Annotated in this window: 31 protein-coding genes; 18 read left to right on the plus strand and 13 right to left on the minus strand. The window is 61.4% G+C overall.

Translation table 11 applies throughout. The features are described 5' to 3' along the window. Positions 1-4: 4 nt before the first annotated feature. From AC1PUL_RS05090 to AC1PUL_RS05150, 13 genes are all read right to left on the minus strand, one after another. Complete coding sequence (locus AC1PUL_RS05090; protein WP_480466942.1) at positions 5-253, minus strand: hypothetical protein; 249 nt, start codon at positions 251-253, stop codon at positions 5-7. Beyond that, positions 250-408, minus strand: a complete 159-nt coding sequence (locus tag AC1PUL_RS05095; RefSeq protein WP_480466943.1) for a hypothetical protein — start codon at positions 406-408, stop codon at positions 250-252. The genes AC1PUL_RS05090 and AC1PUL_RS05095 overlap by 4 nt, the downstream gene beginning before the upstream one ends. Next, the gene (locus tag AC1PUL_RS05100; protein ID WP_480466944.1) at positions 405-956 is read right to left on the minus strand and encodes a 3'-5' exonuclease; all 552 of its coding nucleotides are present in this window, start codon (positions 954-956) and stop codon (positions 405-407) included. Before AC1PUL_RS05100 ends, AC1PUL_RS05095 begins: the two co-directional genes overlap by 4 nt. Next, positions 949-1,332, minus strand: coding sequence for a VVA0879 family protein (locus AC1PUL_RS05105; RefSeq protein ID WP_480466946.1), 384 nt, complete (start codon positions 1,330-1,332; stop codon positions 949-951). The genes AC1PUL_RS05100 and AC1PUL_RS05105 overlap by 8 nt, the downstream gene beginning before the upstream one ends. Beyond that, a complete protein-coding gene (locus AC1PUL_RS05110) occupies positions 1,332-2,006 on the minus strand; it encodes a MazG-like family protein (protein ID WP_480466948.1) in 675 nt (224 codons plus the stop codon). The genes AC1PUL_RS05105 and AC1PUL_RS05110 overlap by 1 nt, the downstream gene beginning before the upstream one ends. Beyond that, a complete protein-coding gene (locus AC1PUL_RS05115; RefSeq protein WP_480466950.1) occupies positions 2,003-2,557 on the minus strand; it encodes a hypothetical protein in 555 nt (184 codons plus the stop codon). The genes AC1PUL_RS05110 and AC1PUL_RS05115 overlap by 4 nt, the downstream gene beginning before the upstream one ends. Next, positions 2,554-3,735: a DNA polymerase III subunit beta gene (gene dnaN, locus AC1PUL_RS05120; protein WP_480466951.1), complete on the minus strand. Its 1,182-nt coding sequence runs from the start codon at positions 3,733-3,735 to the stop codon at positions 2,554-2,556. Before dnaN ends, AC1PUL_RS05115 begins: the two co-directional genes overlap by 4 nt. Further along, positions 3,728-3,928, minus strand: a complete 201-nt coding sequence (locus AC1PUL_RS05125) for a hypothetical protein (RefSeq protein WP_480466953.1) — start codon at positions 3,926-3,928, stop codon at positions 3,728-3,730. Before AC1PUL_RS05125 ends, dnaN begins: the two co-directional genes overlap by 8 nt. Then, positions 3,925-4,167: a hypothetical protein gene (locus AC1PUL_RS05130; protein ID WP_480466955.1), complete on the minus strand. Its 243-nt coding sequence runs from the start codon at positions 4,165-4,167 to the stop codon at positions 3,925-3,927. Before AC1PUL_RS05130 ends, AC1PUL_RS05125 begins: the two co-directional genes overlap by 4 nt. Before the next feature lie 83 nt (positions 4,168-4,250). After that, positions 4,251-4,439, minus strand: coding sequence for a hypothetical protein (locus tag AC1PUL_RS05135; RefSeq protein ID WP_480466956.1), 189 nt, complete (start codon positions 4,437-4,439; stop codon positions 4,251-4,253). A 3-nt stretch (positions 4,440-4,442) separates the two neighbouring features. Further along, positions 4,443-4,841 carry a hypothetical protein gene (locus AC1PUL_RS05140; protein ID WP_480466958.1) on the minus strand — a complete coding sequence of 133 codons (399 nt, stop codon included), beginning with the start codon at positions 4,839-4,841 and terminating at the stop codon, positions 4,443-4,445. Positions 4,842-4,843: 2 nt separating this feature from the next. Continuing rightward, a complete protein-coding gene (locus AC1PUL_RS05145) occupies positions 4,844-5,062 on the minus strand; it encodes a hypothetical protein (RefSeq protein ID WP_480466959.1) in 219 nt (72 codons plus the stop codon). Positions 5,063-5,510: 448 nt separating this feature from the next. Beyond that, positions 5,511-6,215 (minus strand): LexA family transcriptional regulator, encoded by a 705-nt coding sequence (locus AC1PUL_RS05150; RefSeq protein ID WP_480466961.1) that lies wholly within the window; start codon positions 6,213-6,215, stop codon positions 5,511-5,513. Positions 6,216-6,947: 732 nt separating this feature from the next. Here AC1PUL_RS05150 and AC1PUL_RS05155 point away from each other — a divergent pair. The 18 genes from AC1PUL_RS05155 to AC1PUL_RS05240 all read left to right on the plus strand — a co-directional run bounded on the left by AC1PUL_RS05155 (position 6,948) and on the right by AC1PUL_RS05240 (position 20,393). Next, positions 6,948-7,412 (plus strand): phage regulatory CII family protein, encoded by a 465-nt coding sequence (locus AC1PUL_RS05155; protein ID WP_480466963.1) that lies wholly within the window; start codon positions 6,948-6,950, stop codon positions 7,410-7,412. After that, positions 7,409-7,666: a hypothetical protein gene (locus AC1PUL_RS05160; protein ID WP_480466965.1), complete on the plus strand. Its 258-nt coding sequence runs from the start codon at positions 7,409-7,411 to the stop codon at positions 7,664-7,666. Before AC1PUL_RS05155 ends, AC1PUL_RS05160 begins: the two co-directional genes overlap by 4 nt. Then, positions 7,663-7,908: a hypothetical protein gene (locus AC1PUL_RS05165; RefSeq protein WP_480466967.1), complete on the plus strand. Its 246-nt coding sequence runs from the start codon at positions 7,663-7,665 to the stop codon at positions 7,906-7,908. The genes AC1PUL_RS05160 and AC1PUL_RS05165 overlap by 4 nt, the downstream gene beginning before the upstream one ends. Further along, a complete protein-coding gene (locus AC1PUL_RS05170; protein ID WP_480466969.1) occupies positions 7,905-8,090 on the plus strand; it encodes a hypothetical protein in 186 nt (61 codons plus the stop codon). The genes AC1PUL_RS05165 and AC1PUL_RS05170 overlap by 4 nt, the downstream gene beginning before the upstream one ends. Further along, positions 8,090-9,511: a TRM11 family methyltransferase gene (locus AC1PUL_RS05175; RefSeq protein ID WP_480466971.1), complete on the plus strand. Its 1,422-nt coding sequence runs from the start codon at positions 8,090-8,092 to the stop codon at positions 9,509-9,511. Before AC1PUL_RS05170 ends, AC1PUL_RS05175 begins: the two co-directional genes overlap by 1 nt. Next, positions 9,508-9,801, plus strand: a complete 294-nt coding sequence (locus AC1PUL_RS05180) for a hypothetical protein (protein WP_480466972.1) — start codon at positions 9,508-9,510, stop codon at positions 9,799-9,801. Before AC1PUL_RS05175 ends, AC1PUL_RS05180 begins: the two co-directional genes overlap by 4 nt. Further along, positions 9,798-10,112, plus strand: coding sequence for a hypothetical protein (locus AC1PUL_RS05185; protein WP_480466974.1), 315 nt, complete (start codon positions 9,798-9,800; stop codon positions 10,110-10,112). The genes AC1PUL_RS05180 and AC1PUL_RS05185 overlap by 4 nt, the downstream gene beginning before the upstream one ends. After that, positions 10,102-12,003, plus strand: a complete 1,902-nt coding sequence (locus AC1PUL_RS05190; protein ID WP_480466976.1) for a DNA cytosine methyltransferase — start codon at positions 10,102-10,104, stop codon at positions 12,001-12,003. Before AC1PUL_RS05185 ends, AC1PUL_RS05190 begins: the two co-directional genes overlap by 11 nt. Continuing rightward, positions 12,000-13,199: a helix-turn-helix domain-containing protein gene (locus AC1PUL_RS05195; protein WP_480466978.1), complete on the plus strand. Its 1,200-nt coding sequence runs from the start codon at positions 12,000-12,002 to the stop codon at positions 13,197-13,199. The genes AC1PUL_RS05190 and AC1PUL_RS05195 overlap by 4 nt, the downstream gene beginning before the upstream one ends. Beyond that, entirely contained in the window at positions 13,186-13,824 is a 639-nt protein-coding gene (gene nusG, locus AC1PUL_RS05200) for a transcription termination/antitermination protein NusG (RefSeq protein ID WP_480466980.1), read from the plus strand. The genes AC1PUL_RS05195 and nusG overlap by 14 nt, the downstream gene beginning before the upstream one ends. Before the next feature lie 228 nt (positions 13,825-14,052). Beyond that, positions 14,053-14,400, plus strand: coding sequence for an HNH endonuclease (locus AC1PUL_RS05205; RefSeq protein ID WP_480466981.1), 348 nt, complete (start codon positions 14,053-14,055; stop codon positions 14,398-14,400). A gap of 5 nt (positions 14,401-14,405) precedes the next feature. Continuing rightward, positions 14,406-14,594 (plus strand): hypothetical protein, encoded by a 189-nt coding sequence (locus AC1PUL_RS05210; RefSeq protein ID WP_480466983.1) that lies wholly within the window; start codon positions 14,406-14,408, stop codon positions 14,592-14,594. A gap of 190 nt (positions 14,595-14,784) precedes the next feature. Beyond that, entirely contained in the window at positions 14,785-15,168 is a 384-nt protein-coding gene (locus AC1PUL_RS05215; RefSeq protein ID WP_480466985.1) for a hypothetical protein, read from the plus strand. A gap of 61 nt (positions 15,169-15,229) precedes the next feature. Next, positions 15,230-16,867 (plus strand): terminase large subunit domain-containing protein, encoded by a 1,638-nt coding sequence (locus tag AC1PUL_RS05220; RefSeq protein WP_480466986.1) that lies wholly within the window; start codon positions 15,230-15,232, stop codon positions 16,865-16,867. Further along, positions 16,864-18,105, plus strand: a complete 1,242-nt coding sequence (locus AC1PUL_RS05225; RefSeq protein WP_480466988.1) for a phage portal protein — start codon at positions 16,864-16,866, stop codon at positions 18,103-18,105. The genes AC1PUL_RS05220 and AC1PUL_RS05225 overlap by 4 nt, the downstream gene beginning before the upstream one ends. Beyond that, the gene (locus AC1PUL_RS05230) at positions 18,102-18,824 is read left to right on the plus strand and encodes an HK97 family phage prohead protease (RefSeq protein WP_480466990.1); all 723 of its coding nucleotides are present in this window, start codon (positions 18,102-18,104) and stop codon (positions 18,822-18,824) included. The genes AC1PUL_RS05225 and AC1PUL_RS05230 overlap by 4 nt, the downstream gene beginning before the upstream one ends. A gap of 88 nt (positions 18,825-18,912) precedes the next feature. Then, entirely contained in the window at positions 18,913-20,136 is a 1,224-nt protein-coding gene (locus AC1PUL_RS05235) for a phage major capsid protein (protein WP_480468493.1), read from the plus strand. Positions 20,137-20,201: 65 nt separating this feature from the next. Further along, positions 20,202-20,393, plus strand: coding sequence for a hypothetical protein (locus tag AC1PUL_RS05240; RefSeq protein ID WP_480466991.1), 192 nt, complete (start codon positions 20,202-20,204; stop codon positions 20,391-20,393). Positions 20,394-20,418 lie beyond the last annotated feature (25 nt).

Below are 20,418 nucleotides of genomic sequence, written 5' to 3' on the forward strand. Positions count from 1 at the left end.
CCACTTAGGCACGAAGCTTCTGTCTCGACAAGATCTCGTCGATGGCATTGCCCTCGCTCGGCAGCTCGTTGAAGGCAAGATCGAGCGCAACTCGATCCCAGATCACACGCCCGTCGATCTTCTTCGGTTTCGGCATGCGGCGATCCTTGACCATGTCATCGAACTTGGTGGTGCCGACGCCGATGTATCGCGCGGCTTCCTCGCGGGACAGCCCGCGCGGCGGATAGGACAGGCTATCGGAACGCTGGCTCATATTTCGCTCCTGGTCTTCTTCTGTTGGATGCGTTCAAGCTTCAGCTTGTCGTCAATTAGGAAGAGCTCGCTGTAGCGGTGCATCATGCTGGTCGGGATCGTGATGATGGCGAACTGCACGAAGAGCCTCGCCAATGCGGTGCGGGTTTCGATCATTCCCCCACCTCCCTCGGTTCGGGTGATGGGGTTTCAGCCAGCAAGCGATATGCCTCGATCACACCGGCTGCCTGAGCCTTGGCGTCGTCCAAGGCGTTGTGAGCCACGCCAACGGTTGGCTGTGATACACCGGTGATGTCGAACAGGGTTCGGCAGTCTCGATGCGTCCGGAAATGCCAAGGAGGAGACAGCTTGCAGGCCCTCATTGCGGCTTCCAAGAGAACGAGGTCAAACGACGGCGGCTTTGCCCATACGCGGGACGGACTACCGGCAACAGCAAACAGACCGAACTCCCCGAGGGCGCCGCTAAGGAAGCGATCGCCCGAAAACGCTGCATCCTGCGCCTCTGTCGATTGTTTCATCCACCAAAGCATTGTGTCGATATCGGTTGTAAGGCCCGCCTCGATGCACGATGAAGGCTTGATTGCGGCATAGAACTCCTTGCCAAGCTCACCTGTCTCCGCATCGAAATAGACGGCACCGATGCTCAAGATGACGCTGCCTGGCCGGCTGCCCAGAGTTTCAATGTCTATCATCAGGTCACGCATTGTCCTTGCCCTCCGTGGTGGCGTTGGCGGTTTCAAGTGCCTGCGCTTCGTCAGGGGTTGCGACTTCGAAGTGGGGATGAGCGTTGCCCTCTTCGTCGATCACCTCCATCTCGTGGAGCCGGAATAGGCCGCCGAGCGTCCAGTTACAGGGATCGCCATCTGGCTCCTTGCGCGGACTCTTTGCGCCCATGAAGCGACCGACGCAGGAGAAGCCGATTTGCCTCTCTGCAGTCTCCGCATCAGCGCCAGCACGTGCAAAGCTGGTCATTGACTGGACAGTCTTGCACATGGGGCACTTAAACGCGGCGTGAGAGCGGTCGGATACACCCTGTGCTTTGATGCGAGCGCGGAACTCGTCGAGCTTGACCGTTTCCATCAGCGAGCGTCCTCCGTAGTGGTGAGAAAGGTCGAGAGGCCGTTTTTCTCGCTGGTGCTGTTGAACTTGGCGACAACGGCCGGTTCGATCTCAATCCCAGCGGTGATGGCGACGAGGATGGCGCAATGAATTACGTCGGCCAGTTCCTCGGCCAGGTGCTCGACGGTGTCTCGCGAGCCCCGCCAGCCGTGCCGCTCGCGCTCAAGCTTTTTGATGACGTTCTGCGCCTCGCCACATTCGCCGCCGAGTTCGTTGCCGCGGAAGGACAGGTCGGGCTTCTGATCCGGGCACCATTCTTCCTGACGCTCGACATGAGCGCGCTGCAACTCGGACAGCGAAAAGCCTGCCACATGTGATGAGGGTGGTGGGGGTGCCGGGTGCTCATAGAGGGGCTTTGCATCTGCGGGCACGTCTGGCTTCCGATCGTCGCCAGTCATGTAGAGGCAGCCGAGATGGTCAAACCAATACCATGCGAAGGGTTGCGGTTGCTCCGGGGATTCCGGGTTGCTGCCAAGTGCGCGCGCAGCTATCCCGCTTGCCGCTTCGAGTTGCCTCGAAAGAATAACTTCCTCCAGGGCCTTCATGTAATGAGCTGCCAGTCTGCGCATATGCTCGGCATGTGCCTCAAGAGCACGGATGGTCAGTTCGCGCTTTGGTGTGGCCTCTGTATTCATCTCACTCTCTCCTTGAAGCTCTTCAGGAGGCTCTGCCAGCGGGCGGCGGCTTCCGGGTTATCGTCCAGTTCGGCGCGGCTCTTCACCCGCAGCATGTTGCGGACATGGGTCGCGATGCGATTGGGATCGGCGATGTCGGCGCCGTGGACGTCGCGCAGCCATTGCTGGAAGTCCTGGCGGCCGCAGTAGGTGCCGCACTGCTGGGCGTGGCTGAAACGCTTGGTGGTCGGGTCCGGCTCACCTTTCAGGCGACGGATCTCGTCTTCAAGGTGCTTAACCATGTCCTTCAGGTATCTGCCGGCTGAGAGCGCTGCGCGCAGCATTTGCGGGCCGCGAACGACAAATTCTCGATCGGCATGACTGATCTCTTCCGTGAGAAGGAGGATCGGTCGCGCATCGGCGCCGCTGTCACCCTCGATAAGGATCTCGGTGCGCCCGTCCTCGAAGTTGCGGAAACCCTGCCATCCGAGCGATAGTAAGGGCTCGATCTCCGCTGCCTTCTGCAAAAGAGCCCTTTCCTGGTCGTTCGGCTTTGGGGCGGAGATGGTCATGCTGCCTCCCTGCCTGGCGCGTTGCGGTAGCGCATGACCTGAAGGACGAAGACTTCGGTGTCAGACCCCACGGGCACGACCAGGACAGGGGTAACGGCGTCGGTGAAGTACATCCGCACCCGCTCGCTGCTGATATTTGCCATTAGCTTCAGGAGCTGCGCGCCGTTGATTCCAACCTCGAAATCGACAGGGGCCGAGACCGAGCACTCGACCTCTTCGACGGCGATGCCACCGGTCTCTCCGATAAGGTCAAGCTTGATGCCTGTCTGAGTGATGACCACGCGCATGGCGTCGTGCTTCTGGTCATCAATGACGATACTGACGCGGCGCACAGCTGCGGTAATGTCGGCGGTGACGGCCTCGATGTACTGGTCGCGGCTCTTGGGAATGACACCTTCGTAGCCGGGATAGGTTCCGTCGATCAGCTTGGAGATCATGGTCACGCCATCACGCCGGGCGAATAGCAGCCCATCCGTTGTGGCGATGCTGCAGCCCCGCTGCGCACCTTCGAACATCTTGCGCAGGCTTTCGACCGTCTTCGGCGGCAGGATCACATGCGGATAGCTATGGCGCCGCTCAGGCAGGCGAGGTTCGGGCGTCGAGGGGCAGTAGACCCGAGCGAGGCTGATGCCGTCAGTGGCGACTAGCGTCAAAATCTCGCGGCCATCCATCTCGCGAGCGTGAAGGCAGAGTCCTGCAAGATAAGCTCGATCGTCGCGCTTGTTGTAGGCGAAACTGGACTTGCCGAGGCCTTGCGCCAGCTCGTTGCCATCCACATCATACCAGTCGGCGCCGCTTCCATCGCCGATCGAAGGGAAATCCTCACCGGGAAGGAAGGGGATGGACAGGCTGGCCTTGCCGGATCGGATGGATACCTGATCCTTAAAGCGCCCGGATCCGAATATGATCTCGCCACTCTCCGGCAAGCTTGACGACAAGGCCTTCAGGCGGTCTCCGGGCAGGCAGAATGCGGCGCGGTCGGTCGCCTCAAAGATCTCGCATTCAGCGTCGACCTGCAGATCGAGGTTCGATGCGCGCAAAGTCAGCACGTCGCCGTCGATCGAGAACATGACGTGTCCGAGGATCGGGATGGTGCTGCCAAAATCGACAGCGCCCATAATCATGGCGAGCGCCTTGCGGAAATCGGCGTGGTGCGCGCGGAACCAGATGTCAGCCATGAGCCGGCTCCTGCCGGGCACCGCACATGCGGGCAAGATTGAGCTCCGCTAGGGGGGGGCGCAGCCCAGCAGCATCGCCTGCAAAATCGTAGAAGCGTTGGAGCAACTGTTCCGTGCTCTCGCGATCGGCGATGGCGCGATAGATTTCGGCAGCCTCGGCGCGTTCGGCGTCATCCAGACAGAGAGTTCTCATTGATGCGTTCCTTTCTGGTCCAGCCATTCCTGCAGCGTGGCGGCAAGCTGTCGGTCGCGTGGATCGTTGGTGAGCGCGGCAAGTTCGAGCGACAGCCGGAGGGACCAACCGAGGGTTCGGCCTTTCGACAGGCCACCGAGGCCAAGCGTGGACGTGCCGGCGGCGGCGTTTTCCGTGCCGGCCTCGATATCGCCGCTGATGGCCGCGACGAGATCCTCAGCATTCCCAAGGTGGGTCAAGGCTTCGAAATTCGGGCGGCGTGGCTGACCGGGCGCAGGCGCGTGATCTCGCGGACGGAACTGAATAACTTCGCAAAGATGGGTCATGCGCCGCCGCCGATCTGCAGCACGTCAACATCGGCTGGCGCCTTCCAGCGCTTGATCTTGGTGATCAGCGCAGCGGGATACCTGGCCTGGATGCTGGCTGTTGCGGCCTTCGGATCGTCGGCCTCGACGAGCCTGCAGTCGGCCGTGCCATCTGCGCGGGTGAAATGGACGTTGAAGCTGGTCATGGCTCAAACTCCCTCGGCGTCGATCGAGGCCTGCTGCACTGCCGGAAGGCGGACGGAAGCGGCGTAGACGGTGAGGCCGCTCAAGGCTGCGAGGAAGCCGATCAGGGCATAACCCAGCATGAGCGAGCGCAGACGCGCCATGCGAGTTTCGCGCGTCGCGGCGAGCCGAATGGACAGCGACGGGCGCAGCGATACCAGATGCGGATCGAGATCCTCTGGCGGGTGGCGCCAGACGGGCTCGATGTGCATGGCGGCGCCGGGATCGTCGAGTGACCAGTCGTACGGGTCGCGGGCTTCGCGAATAGGTGAAGGCGAGGTGCGATCGAAGCGGTCGAGCGAAAGGGATGTCTCGACGTCTGCAGCTTCGGTCATGCGCGGGTGAAGGGCGAGGGCGGTCCGCATGGTCAGACCTGCTTAACGAAGTTGCGGCGGGCGAGCTGGCGGGCCTGTTCGGCGTAGCGAGCGACGACTGCCGGCGGAATGCCGCGGGCAACGAAGGCGTCCTCGGTGATGGGTTCGCCACTGCCAGCGAGTTCGCGGATGGTATCGGCAATGCGGCGGACCGCGATCTGCCGGCAGGACTGCCGTGCGGATGGCATGGGGTTTTCTCGAAACTCAATCATGGGGCTCTCCGATCCTCCGGCTCGAAGCGATGCCCCGCCGGCTGGAGGAGTGCCGGCGGGGTTACGCGTCCGCAACTGGGAGGAGGAGTGCTGCGGATGAAATGGAAAATAAATCTACATCTGCCGCGCGTCAATACGAAGATAGAAATAAAATCTACAATGAAAATGCGACTCGACTCGGTTCGTTCTCTGCGGAATTATGAGAACCAAAGGAGAACGGGATGCAACTTGCGTATAGTAGGCCTGGGGTGGCCTTTGAGCTGCATATTCGGTGTGAGAACTGCCAGCGAGAGACGTCGCGGCAGATTACTGTTCCGTTGGTCGACGATGCTCCTCGGGATATCGACGAGCTTCTGGACAGCGCGTTTCTGTCGTCTCTCCGATATTGCTGCCGCCATTGCCAAAGTCCGATAGGGCGGCTTTTCGGTGTCTTGCCTGTCGACCGTTACTAAAGGGGAAGGTCGTTAACGATGCGTCGAACTAAGGCGATGATCTGCACAGATGTGCCGTCATCCGCTTCGTGGTTCCGGTTCACAAGGATTGGCTTGTGTCGGCCGTTCGTCGAGCGAGGATGGAACTCCACGCGATCTCCGTACAGTTCGATCTGCTTCACTGACCACTCGCGGGTGTGGCCGCCGTCTTTTGTTCGCTCGACCACCACTACCATTCCGTCACGCAATGCGATCTCGTGATCAATGTCGTCGTAAGCAACGGAAATGATGCGGTCTCCGGGAAGGATGGGGCGCGGCTTTAGATCGTTCATGGAATCGCCGGAGACGTCGAAGGCCATCTGCCTTGCTTTAGGAAAGCGGTCATCGGCAGGCAGGGTCACGTATCGGGCATCAGATTGATCGAATTCATCGACCTCGCGAAACGTGCCGGCTTCCACGGTTCCTGCGATCGCCACTGGCACCATCCGACCGCTACCTGCAGAGACTTCGATCTCCTCCGGATCAATTCCCTCTTGGAGCCATAGCTTAGGCTTGCCAATTGCCTTCGCCAGACGGTCCATTACATCGCCCCTCGGCTGTTCAATCTCGCCGTTCAGGTACTTGTTGATGTTCGCATAGGGAATGCCACTCTGGCGGGCAAGGTCCTTGCCGTTCCAGCCAAGTTCATTCCGGCTATCGTTCAATCTCTTCCACCAGGTCATGCTTAGCATTTTAAATCCGAATTTTTTTCCGGGGGTAGATTTCGCGGCGCTTGCTTGTAGATTTAAAATCTATTACGAAGGCAGCATGAGAAACGCGCTAACAGTGTCTGACCTAATCAAATCCGCAGGCGGACCTGCGGCGATCCAAGCCGAGCTTGATCGGGTCGGTAGCGCATTGACGCGTGACGCAATTTACAAGTGGCAGAAGACAGGCATTCCGGACCGCTACTGGTTTGCGCTGATGTCGCTGACCGGTTGTTCTCCCGGAGAACTGTACAACGCCAACTGCGTTGCGCGCGCTGCCCCGGCCCCTGTTCCGGAGGCCGCAGAATGAATTTGCGCCTCTCAACCCTCGGGCCTTTGCCCGTCGTCTGCCTGGGCGCCATGCCCCTTTCCATCCTTGGCGCGCTGGCAGGCGAAAACGTCCGGTCTTGTGATGGGGCCGGCTGCAAGGCTGCTGCGGCGGATGTGAACAGTCGCCGCCATCGACCGTTACAATGTCGCAGCAGCTTTTCTCTTTTCCCCACGCGCCAGATTGACCTCGGCGCGTCGCCTGCCCGGAGCGCCGCGCATCGGCGGACCTCATCGGCTGCGCTGGCAGCTCCGGGCTTTTTCTGTTCCGCATGTGGGCCTCCATGAGTTTTTCCATGCCGCAGCCTTAAGCGCGGCACTGCGTCCCATCACCGAATGAATTTTGGCCTTTGATTCCTTGACGAACCGGGGAGCGATTTCGTGCGCGTCATTTCCGAGAGAGACCTGAAGAAGCTGAAGGCCGCGACGCGGTTTTCGGTCGATGGCGCCGGCGGCTCGGAAGAGTTCCAGAAGGCGACCCGCGTGCGCCAGGGGCAGCTTTCCAAGTATGGACTGGCCGGCGACGAGCATATGGAAACCTTCGTTCCGATCGATGTCGCGGTCGAGGCCGATCTCGAAGCGGGATCTCCGATCATCACCGAGATGATGGCGAAGCTGCAGGGCTATCGCCTGGTGCGGGACGACGCGGAAGCGCCGGAGGCGGGGCTGACGCATCGCGACATCTCGGCGCTGAATGCCGAGGTCGGCGACGTCTCACGGCTGGCGATCGAAGCGCTCGACGACGGGAAGGTCGATGCCCGCGAAAAGCGCGACCTGATGCGCGAGCTGGCGGATCTGAAAGCCCAGATCGCCCTGATCGAGGGCAAGCTCGGAGGTGGGGCATGACCAGCCTGCCCGCCGGATGGACTGAGGAAGATTTTGACACGCTGAAACGCCTCTGGGCCGATAGCGAAAAGACGATCGTCATCGCAGCGGAACTCGGCATGACCGAGGGCCGGGTGACAGGCGTGATCGAGCGGCATCGCGACCTTTTCGGCAATCGTGACCGGCATGCGCGCGCTAGGCGGCGCGGCAAGGCTCTGGCGCAGCTCTGGCTGCAGCGGCGGGCGGAGATCCTGAGCGAGGGTACCCGGCCATGATCGGCACGCTTGTTTCCCTTATCGAGAGCATTCAGTCGCGGCAGACCTGCCCGGCCTGCGACGGGCCACGACAACCGAACAAGCTGCGGACGGAATGGCACCGGTCGCGGGCGATCTTCGCCTGTGGTGCCGTGTTCATCGCGCGCGGCGAGGCGATCGAGGTCGAGCGGCCTTGCGGGGATCGCTCGAAGCTTTGCGCCGAACTCTGGACGATCTCGGCCAAGGGGCAGGGCGGGGCATGAGCGAGCGGCAGGCAGAGCAGGAACAGGTTCGGTCGGCGCTGCTGATCAAGCAGGCGCGCATGGAGCGCGTTCTGGAGCTGCATCACCGGCAGGGTTTTTCGACCTTCTGCGTGGCGGCGGAACTGAAGATTTCCGAGGACGAGGTTTGCGCCATCCTCGAAGAAGTGGAGCGGGGGCGGTGATGAACGAGATTTCGACCGTCCGCGCGGATCATGCCGACATTTCCGCGCTGCTCTCACGCATTGATGAGGCGCGTTACCTTCTTGAGACCGGCGACGTGCGGCAAGCGCTGTTCCTGTCCGAGGGCGCCTATGACGAGGCGAAGGCGGCACGCGGTTTTGCAGCGCGTATGAAAGCCAGCGAAGATCTGATCGCCCAGACGAACGCCATGGTGGCCGAGGCGCTGGAGATTGGCAGCCTCGCCAAGGTCGCGCTCGCCAATGAGTATGACCGGGCTCAAGCGGCCGGTGTAGTTGCAACGCGCGGACGTCCGAAAAAGGTCGCAGGCGAGGACCTTTTTCAATTGTCCGATTTCCGGCTCGACAAGCGTGTCATTCTCGATGCCCGGAAGCTGAGAGATGCCGAGAACAAAAACCCGGGCGTGATTTCGCGTACGATTGCCGTGCTTTCTGCCGGGGGTGTTCTGCCGACGAAGGCGAACCTGCGCGCGGCGATCGGTACCGCCTCAGCCTCGAAAGAAGATCGCGGCAAGAACTTTTATCAGACGCCACGGGTGGCAACGATCGCGCTCCTGGCGCATGAGAGTTTCACCGCGACGATCTGGGAGCCGGCCTGCGGCTTCAATGCCATCGGTCGGGTGCTGGAAGGGCAGGGCTACGATGTCCTGCTGTCTGATATCGAGGATCGCGGCACGGTCTCCGAGGCTGGTGACGCGCAGAGCGTTGGTGACTTCCTGCTGAGCAAGCCCGACGACTCCGGCGATGGGCCGGACATCGTCACCAATCCTCCCTATGGCGCGGAACTGAACGCCTTCGTCGCCCATGCGCTGCGTGTCCACAAGCCGCGCAAGATGGCATTGCTACTTAACTCGAATTTCGAATTCGGGTTCGACGATGACGATCGCAATTTCGTTATGGAGGATTGCGCGCCGTCGCGGATCTACAAGTTCAAGCGCCGGCTGCCGATGATGCACCGTGAAGGCTATACGGGGCCGGAAGCCTCCAGCCGCATGAATACGGCCTGGTTCATCTGGGAGCGCAACGAAGACGGCAGCTATGGCAATGCCGACGGCTGGACGAAGAGCCGGCGTATTGACTGGGCTGACTATGCCGATGTCGACGCGCTTGAGCCAGGTGAAGGCGGAAATTCGCACGGCATCGAGTTCGACGATGCCCCACGAACGACGGTGAAGCTGGAGCTGCACGAGCGTGTCGAGCGCGACCGGCAGGACGCCCTGGCCTGGATCAGGGCGCGCGAGAGCTTTAGCCGGCGCGAACTGTGCAGCGGAATCGGCAGGCGCGACTCGACCGTCGAGGCGCTTATTTCAGAATTCGAGAGCGATGGTTTGATCTCTCCCGCCGATGCGACTGGTCGCGACGGGCGGCACGTGGTGCTGCAGGTTCGTCAGGCGGTGGCGGCATGACCTCGCGCCTCGATTTCGGACCCGGAATGCTCGCGCTCTTCCTGCGGGCGCATGTGATCTATGCGGGCGTCTGTGGCGCGTCTCTTCCCGTCAATCAGCGGAAGCTGGACGGGCCGCGCAAGGCGGCAGAGCAAGAGGAAGAACGACGGCTGGCAAAGGCTGCCGGCCTGCGTGTCGAGACCCTACGGCAGGCCATGCGCTGCAGCCAGAAGGTGACCTTCGACGAGCGTACAGCGCTTTGGCTGTCCATGGACATCAATCCTTACATTCATCAGCGGAGGGCGGCATGAGCGGGCTGCAGAACGGGCGCGACCCGTCCTACGGGGATCTCGACTGGCGCCGTCTCGCCGTCGAGGTGAGGCGTCATCGAGCAAAAGACCATCGTGGCATCAGGGATATCACGCCTGACATCGGCATCACCAATTCTGACTTTTCTCGCGTGATGAACGGGCAGGTGATCGGCGCCGGCCGCGTCATCGCGCTGTGCCGCTGGATGGGGTGCCAGATCGACGACTTTTACATCGAACCAGAAAACGCAAAGAAATCAGTCTGTTTCACTGGGCGCAACGTGAAACATAGCGGGGGTGCGCATGTTTCGTGAAAGCCTTTTCGCCGGGACTATGCTTGCGGCGGCAGCGCTGCCCTATTCCGGCGAGCCGATCATCATTGATAGTTTTGCGGGTGGTGGCGGCGCCTCGACCGGAATCGAGCAGGCGCTCGGTCGGTCTCCGGATTATGCCATCAACCACAATGCGGCGGCACTTGCGCTGCATGCGGTCAACCATCCCGAGACGGTGCACCTGTCGGAGAACGTCTACAAGATCGACCCGCTGGACTATCTGCGCGGAAAGCATGTGGGCCTCGCCTGGTTCTCGCCGGACTGTAAGCATTTCTCCAAGGCGAAAGGCGGAAAGCCGGTCTCGCGCAACATTCGAGACCTGTGCTGGATCATTCCGGGCTGGATCGAGCGGATCCAGAAAAGCGGCGGCAAGGTCGATATCGTCATCATGGAGAACGTCGAGGAGTTCAAGGATTACGGCCCCTTGAAATATACCGACCGTGGCGAGATGCCCGATCCGGAACGCAAGGGCGAGACGTTCCAGAAGTGGTGCAGGAAGCTTCGCCAGCTCGGCGGCAAGATCGAGACGCGAGAGCTGCGCGGCCGGGACTTCGGCGCACCGACGATCCGCAAGCGGCTGTTCATCATTATCCGGTTCGATGGCCAGAAGATTGTCTGGCCCGAGCCGACGCACGGCAGCCCTGACGATCCGGATGTGATCGCAGGCCGGAAGCTGCCGTGGCCCATCGTTGCCGACCAGATCGATTTCAGCCTGCCATGTCCGTCCATCTTCGACAGTGCCGAGGAGATCTGGGAGAAGCACCAGGTGCGGGCCGTGCGTCCGCTCGCCGACAATTCGCACGCTCGTATCGCTCGCGGGATGGATCGCTTCGTGCTCAAGGCCAAGCGACCCTTTCTCGTGCAGACCGGTTACGGCGAAAGAAGCGGACAGGCTCCACGCTGCATGAGTGTCGACGAACCGCTTGGCACGGTGGTGGCTGGTGGCATGAAACATGCACTCGTAGCACCGTCGATCCAGCGCTTCAACGGGGGTGCCGTAGGCTGCGACATGCGCGGCCAGCTCGGCGCAATCACTGCTAACAGCTTCATCAAGCGACCGGGCGGCGCGGCGCCTCTGGGCGTCTTGGCGCCGGTCCTGACTTATGCACAGCAGGGTGGCGCGAACAGGCCGGTGGACGGCCAACTGCAGACCGTGACGGCGAGCGAGAAAGACCAGAACGCGGTCATGTGCGCATGGATGGCGCAGTTCAACAATGACAGCCGGCGCATCGGCGGCGTCAATCCCGGCAGGCCTCTAGACGAGGCCGCGTCGACGATCACGCAGACAGGCAGTCACCAGCAGCTCGTCTCGGCCTATATCGCGCGCCAGTTCGGCACAAGCACCGGCCACGCCGTCACTGAGCCGTTGGCAACGACCATGGCGGACGGGCAGGCGAAGAGTCAGCTGATCCTTCCCTACCTGCAGTCCTATTACGGAAACGGCGAGGGCGGTCGCGAAGACGAGGCGATGCACACGGCCACGACGCGCGAGCGGTTCGGCCATATCGAGGCGCTGGTCGGTGTGCCGCCTTTCACAGAGGCGCAGGCCGCGCGTGCGCGGCAGGTGGCTGACTTTCTGCGGGCACATGGGGTTTGGGACGAGCGTGAGTTCGTCACCGTGGATGTCGACGGAGTGACCTTCGTCATCGTCGATATCGGCATGCGCATGCTGACGCCGCGCGAGCTCTACAACGCGCAAGGCTTCCCCCGCGACTACAAGATCGACGGCTACCGCGACCAGAGCGGGGCATGGGTGCCGTTCTCGAAATCGGTGCAGGTTTCCTGCGTCGGCAATAGCGTCTGCCCGCCTGTGGCGAAGGCGCTGGTGGCGGCGAATGCGATGCATCTGGCAAGACAGGAGATGGCAGCGTGAGCATCCTGCTGATGTCCCGTATATTCCGGCAGCCGATGGGCGGGCACACGCGCAAGGCTCTGGCCGTGCGCCTGGCCGACTTCGCCGACGACGAGGGGCGCGGGATCTGGCCGAGTGTCGACAGACTGGCGGAAGAGACAGAGCTTTCGGTGCGGACCGTGCAGCGTCTGCTGGCCGATTTCGTGGAGGAAGGCGTTCTCGTTCTCGTGAAAAAGGCGAGCGGGCGGCCGGGAGAGGCGAACCGGTACGACTTCGATCTCGACCGTCTCTTCGCGGCGCCGTCCGCAAAGGAAAACAATCCTGTGGTCAAAACGACGGGTGACACTGTGACACCCGTCGAGGGTGACCAGACGGGTGTCACCGTGACGGAGAGGGGTGACACTGACGACGGAGACGGGTGTCACCGTGTCACCCGAACCGTAATAGAACCTCCAGTTAACCTTCATGAGAGAGAGGGCGCGAGCGAGCGAGACGGGCAAGGGGAAGAAAATCCCAAGACCATTGTCCGGAAGTTCGACAAGTGGTGGCCGACCTATCCGGGCTATGCAGGCACCAGCCGTGACGCGGCGGTTCGGGAATGGATGGCCATGAGCCGGCAGGAGCGGGACGACTGCATTGCCCGGACGCCGGCTTTCATCAAAGCGACGCAGGCGATCAAGGGCAGTTTCGTCTGGCCGAGCGTCTATCTGAGGGAACGCAAGTGGCTGCTGATGGACGAGCCGACCTCGGCCGTGGCGACGCCGACCGTGCACAACCCGTTCTCCCGTGCCTGGATGGCGCTCAGGCTTTCGGAGCTTACGAAACCGATGCGGCGGGAAGGCTGGCCGGCTCTCAGCCAGTTCCAGGCGACGCAGGCTCGTGACCCCGAAAAGGCGCGGCAGATCAACCTGGAGCGCAAGGCGCGCTATGGCTGGCCGAAGGTGACCGAGATGCACGACAAGGCCGACAGGCGGCAGGGGATGCTGGTGCATGGACCTCTCGTCGGGATCTCCGAGAGCTTCGTGAAGATGCATCGCGACAGCGAGGAGGCGGGTCGCTGGAAGGCGCTGCACGAGCGCATGGGCTGGCCATGGCTTCCGGAGCCGACGCCGGAATGGCTGTGGATGCCCGAGGGCGAACCCGAAGCGGCGATGGCGGAGCTGCAGGCGAAACTGAACGAGGCGACAGGCAGAGGGATCAGCGATGATGCAGCATAGGGGATTGGTGGGCGTGGCGATCGCAGCGCGGTCGCGGGCAAGCTTCGATGACATCGAACGCGAGGCAAGGCTCGAAGTGCTCGAACGGGCGGCGCGAATCATCCATGCCGATTCGCCGTGGTTTGCTCTGCGGGTGATGACCGGAAAGGAAGTTACCGTGCAGGAAGCGCTGGAAGTTCTGGGGATAACTTCTCTGGTGCCGATGCGTAAAGGGCCGGATCTGAGGCGGCGCCATCGCATCATTCCGGGTAGTTTGCAGCCCGTCATCTACGGCTATGTGCTGGTGCAGAGCGATCCGGCGCCGGATATTCTGGTCGCATTCAAGGGGCTCGATGACGTGATCGGTATCCTGGGTGGAGCGGAAAAACCGATGCGCGTTACCGCAAGTGAAATCAATCGGTTCAAGGCCATGGCTGATGCGGGGCTTTACGATTGGGAGAAGCCTTGCGGCCTGGTCGTGGTGGCTGGCGAAAGGGTTCGGACGACGGACGGACCGTTCTCGGGTTTCGTGGCGACGGTGGTCACGCCGAATGCCAAGGGTAGAGGTGACGTGGTGATCTCGGTCGACATATTCGGACGCGAGACACCGGTGACCGTGCCGCTTGCCATCCTCGAAAAACTGTGAGAGTCATCCTTCCACTGGATGAGCTGATGATCCTGCAGTGAGCCTCTGAAAACGCCTAAACAGCGGGGAGAAATCCCGAGGTCGGTACGCCGGTCAGCCCCAGCCTTGACGGTCCGAAGATCGGACATCGACTCAAGGCCAGTGCGTAAGCCATGACCTGATGAGAGTGATGAGCCCGGTGATGATCCGGGCTTTGTTGTGTCTAGGAGTATGGGCAAGCTGAAGACCTTGGCGCCGAGGCTAGGTGCCCTCGCACCGCGACTGGGCCGAGCGCCTGGTGATGAGAAGGCCCGGCTCAAGGAGCGAGACCAGAACGTCGAGTGGCGCGGCTGGTATGGCACCGAGCGATGGAAGAAGCTGAGACGTCAGGTCTGGGCTCGCGATCATTACAGGTGCCAGAAGACGGGCGTGCTCTGCATCGGCAAGTACCCGGCCGACAACAGCCCGGTGGCCGACCACAAGATCCGGCACGGCGGTGACCCTGTCCTGTTCTGGGACCCCGAGAACATCGAGACCGTCAGCAAAGCCTACCACGACAGCGAGAAGCAGAAGCAGGAGCGGGCTCAGTCCCGATAGCGAAGATGGCGTCTCTCAACCTCGATGCGGGTCAGCTGATGAGTGAAGTGACAATGACCTTCACGCTCACCCGCACATATCGGCTTCGTATGTGGATCGCGGCACGCTTGATCGCACTCGCTGGTCTGGCACTCGGCACGACCATGGTCATCGTTGAAGTCGATGGTGACGAGGCCGATCAGGCAGGCGCCTAACCCTTAGCAGGGGGGGGCGGGTCGAAAGTTCGGAAGGCCTTCGCTTCCCCACCCGCGCCCTTCTCATTCAGAGATTTTTTTCGTGATGACTGAGAATTTTGACCTGTTCGGCAACCCTTGGGTGGATGAGCCGGTAAAGCGCGGAAGGCCTCCGCATGAGGTCTCCGTCAGAAACCGTAACAGAGTCAGCATGTTGGTTGCGCTCGGATGGACAAACCCGCGCATCGCAACTGCTTTGGGCGTCACTTTGCCGACGCTTCACAAGTATTATTTTTATGAGCTCCGCCAGCGTGAGGTAGCACGTGACCGGCTAGAGCTTCGCCGCTTGGAGTTGGCATGGGAGTTGGCTGAGAAGGGCAACGTTGGCGCCTTCAAGGAATTCGGCAAGCTCGTCGAGCGAAACGACCGCATGGAGCTGGAGCGGGAGCTGGCGACGGCTCCAAAGCGCGAGGAGAAGGCAACGACAGCAGAGCGAGTCGGCAAGAAGGTCATGGACGAGATGCGAGCGCTCGACGCCGATGCCGATCTGATGGCCGAGCTGGAGCGGGAAGCCACGCAGAATGCACGCCACTGAAGACCTCCCTCGGTTCGCTTGCCCGGACTGGTGGGAGAAGCTCCAGGCATGTGAGACCCCAATGGCCGATGTCCCTCTCAACCGGGAGAAGGCAGCCAAGGCGCTTGCATTCTTCAACCGGCTGCGATTGCCAGATGTGCCTGGCAATCCGACTTTGGCCGAGGCTTGTGGTGATTGGTTCCGCGATATCCTGTGCGCGTTCCTTGCTAGCGAGGATCCAGAAACCAAGCAGCGGCTGGTCTGGGAATTGCTCTGCATGGTGCCGAAGAAGAATTCGAAGACCACCTATGTGGCGGCGCTGGGCCTTACCGCGCTGTTCATGGAGGAGGCTCCGAACCGGCAGATGCTGATCGTCGCGCCCAGTCAGAACATCTCTGAGCGCTGCTTTGGCCAAGCCCAGTTGATGGTTCAGAGCGACCACAAACTGGCCGAGATTTTCAAGGTGCAGGAGCACCTGAAGTGCATCACTCGCCGGAAGACGGGCACGCAGTTGGACGTGAAGACCTTCGACACGTCGATCGTAACAGGCGAAATCCCGATACTCACGATCATTGACGAGCTACACGAACTGGGGAAGGCAGCGAAAGCTACCAGGGTGATGCAGCAAATCCGGGGCGGCGGTATCACGAAGCAGCGCGGCCAGGTGCTGATGATTACGACCCAGTCGGATGAGGCTCCTGCAGGGATCTGGCGGACAGAACTGGATAAGGCCCGTGCGATCAGAGACGGCAAGGCCGGTGCATCGCCCATCATGCTGCCTGTCCTCTACGAGTTCCCGAAGGAGCAACAGGTTAACCAGGACTATTGGCGCGACCAGCAGAACTGGAAGTTCATTCTTCCAAACCTAGGCCGCTCGATCGATCCGCAAGCCCTGATCGACGACTACGAAAACAACGGCAAGGTCAGCAAAGAGACCGAGCAGATCTGGGCAAGCCAGCATCTCAATATCGAGATCGGCGTCGGCCTTGGCGGTGATGGTTGGTCTGGCGCTCTTCACTGGTCTTCCTGCATCGATGCAAGCCTGTCCGGGCTTGATGCGCTACTGGCAAGGTCGGAGGTTTGCACCATAGGGATCGACTGGGGCGGTGCGGACGACCTGGCCGCGCTTTACGTGATCGGGCGCGAGAAACGCACAAAGCGGTGGCTTGGTTGGGGTCGCGCGTGGGCTCGGAAAAGCGTGTTTGAGCAGCGCAAGTCCATCGCCTCACGCCTCAGGGAGTTCGAGCAGGCTGGCGATCTTGTCGTGTCAGCGACCGGTGAAGAGCAGGCAGCCTCGGCCGCCGAAATCTGCAAGCGCGTGGCGGACTCGGGTTTGCTTCCCGAGCAGGCTGGTATCGGTCTCGATAGTGCTGGCATCGCGTTGCTGCTGGATGCACTCGAAGAGTTGAAGCTTGAGCAGCCGTTGGTTCAGGCCGTTGCGCAGGGTTGGAAGCTGCAGACCGCGATTTCGTCGGTTCCGCTAAAGCTTGAAGACGCGCGTTTCCTGCATGGCGATCAACCGATGATGGCCTGGGCTGTTGGTAACGCCAAACAGGAATTGAAGGGCAGTAACTACGTGGTGACCAAGCAGGTCTCGGGTGCTGCCAAGATCGACATGCTGATGGCGCTGTTCAATGCCGCAATGCTGATGTTTCAGAACCCTGACGCGAAAGACGACGGCATGGATGACTATTTCAAAAGTCTGGCAGGTGCAGCGTGAAGGTTCTGGACCGGATCAAGAGTGCGATCGTGCGCCGACTGGATGTACGGGAGCCGGACAATTGGGCTTCGAACAGCATGCGCGGCGATGCCGGCGAGGTCGTGACCGATGACACGGTGCTGTCGCTGTCGGCGGTCTGGGCCTGCGTCAACCTGATCGCCGGGACCATCGCCAGTCTGCCGCTGGTGGTCTATCGCACCGACAGTCAGGGGCGGCGGAATGTCGCCCGTGATCACAAGCTCTACCGGGTGCTGCATGACAGCCCGAACTATGATCAGACCGCCGTCGATTTCTGGGAGTTCGTCAGCGCCTCGATCGAGCTTTGGGGCAATGCTTATGCGCGGATCTCGCGCACCGGCTCGGACGTGGCCAGCCTGCATCCTATCGCGCCGAACCTCGTTTCGGTTCGCCGGCTCGCCTCCGGAACGATCGAATACCGCTGGACGGAAGAGGGCAGGTCCTTTGTCGAGACCGACAAGACGATGCTCCACATCCGAGGATTTGGTGGCAACCCTCTAGGCGGCATGTCGACGCTGCATTTCGGGCGCCACGCCTTCAGCCTTGCGAGGGCTGTCGATCGCTCTGCCGGATCAACGTTCAAGCATGGTCTTCGTCCTTCCGGTGTCCTGACCTTCGAGAAATGGCTCTCGCCTGAGCAGCGCCAGGTCGCAGAGGATAAGCTCAACGAGAAATTCCTCGGCGCCATGAACGCTGGGCGACCTCTGATCCTCGAAGGCGGCACGAAGTGGGAGCAACTTACAATCTCGCCCGACGATGCGCAGCTTCTGCAGTCGCGTGGCTTTTCGATCGAGGAGATCTGCCGCTTCTTCGGCACGCCGCCCTTCATGATCGGTCATACAGAGAAGTCGACGAGCTGGGGCACTGGCCTCGAACAGCAGACCCTCGGCTTCCAGAAGTTCACGCTGCGTAGGCGGCTGAAGCGCATCGAGCAGTCGCTCGAGAAGCAGCTTTTGACGGCAAATGATCGGGCGAACCGCGTCACCATCGAATTCAACCTCGAAGGATTGCTGCGCGGCGACAGCGCCGGCCGCGCCCGGTTCTACCAGCAGATGACGCAGATCGGCGCGATGACCATCAATGAAGTGCGCGCGCTCGAAAACCTGCCTCCTGTAGACGGTGGCGACGTGCCGCGCATGCAGATGCAGAACATGCCCATTACGGAAATCGACGAGGAGGCCGTGCGCCGCCTCATCGCGCAGCAAGGAACATCGGCATGAGCAAGTTGCTTCTGGCAAACCTCCTGAAATCCGACGCGCACGGCGACGACATCAAGTCGGGTCCGTGCATCGAGATCAAGGCCGACACACTCAAGGAAAGCGGGGAGTTTTCCGGCTATGGGTCGACTTTCGGGGGCGAGCCTGACAGCTATGGCGATGTGATCGCGCCTGGCGCTTTCAGCGATTCCTTGGCAGCCCACGCGGCTGCCGGCACCATGCCGAAGATGTACTGGCAGCATGACCGGACCAAGCCCATCGGCAAATGGCTGGAAGCCAAGGAAGACGCGAACGGCCTCTTCCTGGTCGGCAAGCTCAATCTCGATGTCCAGCAGGCGCGCGAGGCATATTCGCACCTGAAGAACGGCGACATCGATGGTCTTTCGATCGGCTACCGCATCAAGGCCTATTCAGTCGACACGGACACAGGCGTCTGGACCCTTGAGAAGCTAGATCTTCGCGAGGTTTCCATAGTCTCCGAAGGCGCGAACGACCGCGCCACGGTTTCGAGCGTTAAGGCTGCCAAGCAGTTTCAGCAGCTGACAGAAAAACTGAAGGCCGGGGACCGGCTGACAGAGCGGGAGTTCGAGGGTTGGCTCAAGGGATTGGGCTTCTCGAACTCGCAGGCGGAGCGTGCCGCGCGTCTCCACCTGAAGGGGCAGGGGGAACCTGCCGAAGCGGATACTGGCGTCGCGTTCTTGCAGGCACTGCTGCGCGATTAACCCCTTCCCAACGAGGCACATCATGAAGAAGAAGTTCTATATGCTGGCATCCGCCGGCATCCTCGGCGCTATGACCGCCAACGAACGCATGGCTGGCCGCTATCTGCGCGATGGCGGCGGTCACCCGAACCCGGAAGCACTTGCCCAGCAGGTCAAGCAGAAGTTCGATTCTGCGCTCGACGCCGTAAAGGCGATCGCAGAGGAGGCTCTCGGCAAGGCGAAGAGCGGTGAGGAGCTGTCGACCTCCCTGAAGGAAAAGGCCGACGAAGCCCTGACCAAGATGAATGGCCTGAATGAACAGGTCGCTGAATTGCAGCAGAAGCTCGATCGGGTCGGCGGCGGTGATGACGCCGAGCGCAAGTCGGCCGGTGAACTCTTCACCAGCGACGAGCGTGTGAAATCGTTCCTTGGCAATGAGCCCAGCTCCGGCAAGGTTGATGTCCGCATCAAGGCGACGCTGACCTCGCTGACGACCGACGCTGCCGGCTCGGTTGGTGATGCAATCGCGCCGACGCGTCTTCCTGGCGTCCTGCCGCTTCCGCAGCGCCGCCTCACCGTCCGCGATCTTCTGTCTCAGGGCCGCATGGACGGCAACGCTCTCGAATACGTCAAGGAAACCGGCTTCGTGAACAACGCGGCGCCGGTGGCTGAAGGCGCTGCCAAGCCGTCGTCCGACATGAAGCTCGATTTGGTCACCACCTCGGCCAAGGTCATCGCCCACTGGATGAAGGCATCCAAGCAGGTCTTGTCGGACATCTCGCAGCTGCGCTCCATCATCGACCAGCGCCTGCTTTACGGTCTGGCCTATGTCGAGGAAGCGCAGCTGTTGAACGGTGACGGCACTGGCCAGAACCTCGCCGGCATCATCCCGCAGGCGACCGCCTACTCGGCGCCGATCACTCTGTCTTCGCCGACCAGCATCGACATGATCCGCCTCATGCACCTGCAGGCGGCGCTTGCCGAGTATCCGTCGACCGGCACGGTCATGCATCCGAGCGATTGGGCTTGGATCGAGACCCTGAAGGACACGACCGGCCGATACATCATCGGCAATCCGCAGGGCGGTATCGCTCCGACCCTCTGGGGTCTGCCTGTTGTCGCCACCCAGGCAATGACGATCGACAAGGTCCTCGTCGGTGCGTTCCAGCTTGGTGCTCAGATCTTCGATCGTTGGGATGCCCGCGTCGAAACCGGCTTCGTCAATGACGACTTCACCAAGAACCTCGTCACCATTCTGGCAGAAGAACGTCTGGCCCTCGCGGTCTACCGCCCGGAAGCCTTCATCTACGGCGACTTCGGTCGCGTGACCTGATCGAGGTCGGCTCATCAAGGAGGGCGGCAGCTCGCCGCCCTCTCTATGAACCGATGGAGACTGTCATGAAAAACTACACCGTTATGCGCCAGCACCTCGGCGACAAGATGTACATGCCCGGCGATACCAGGAAGGCAAAGCCCTCCGACGTCGCTCACCTGGTAAAAAGCGGCGTCCTCGTCGAAGGCGAGGGCGCGAAGTCGGAAAAGCCTGCCAGCAATAAGGCGGAGCCGCCGGTGCGCAACAAGGCCCGCTGATCCAGCTGTCACCCGAACCCGCTTG

The sequence above is a fragment of the Rhizobium sp. P43 genome, from assembly GCF_056730705.1.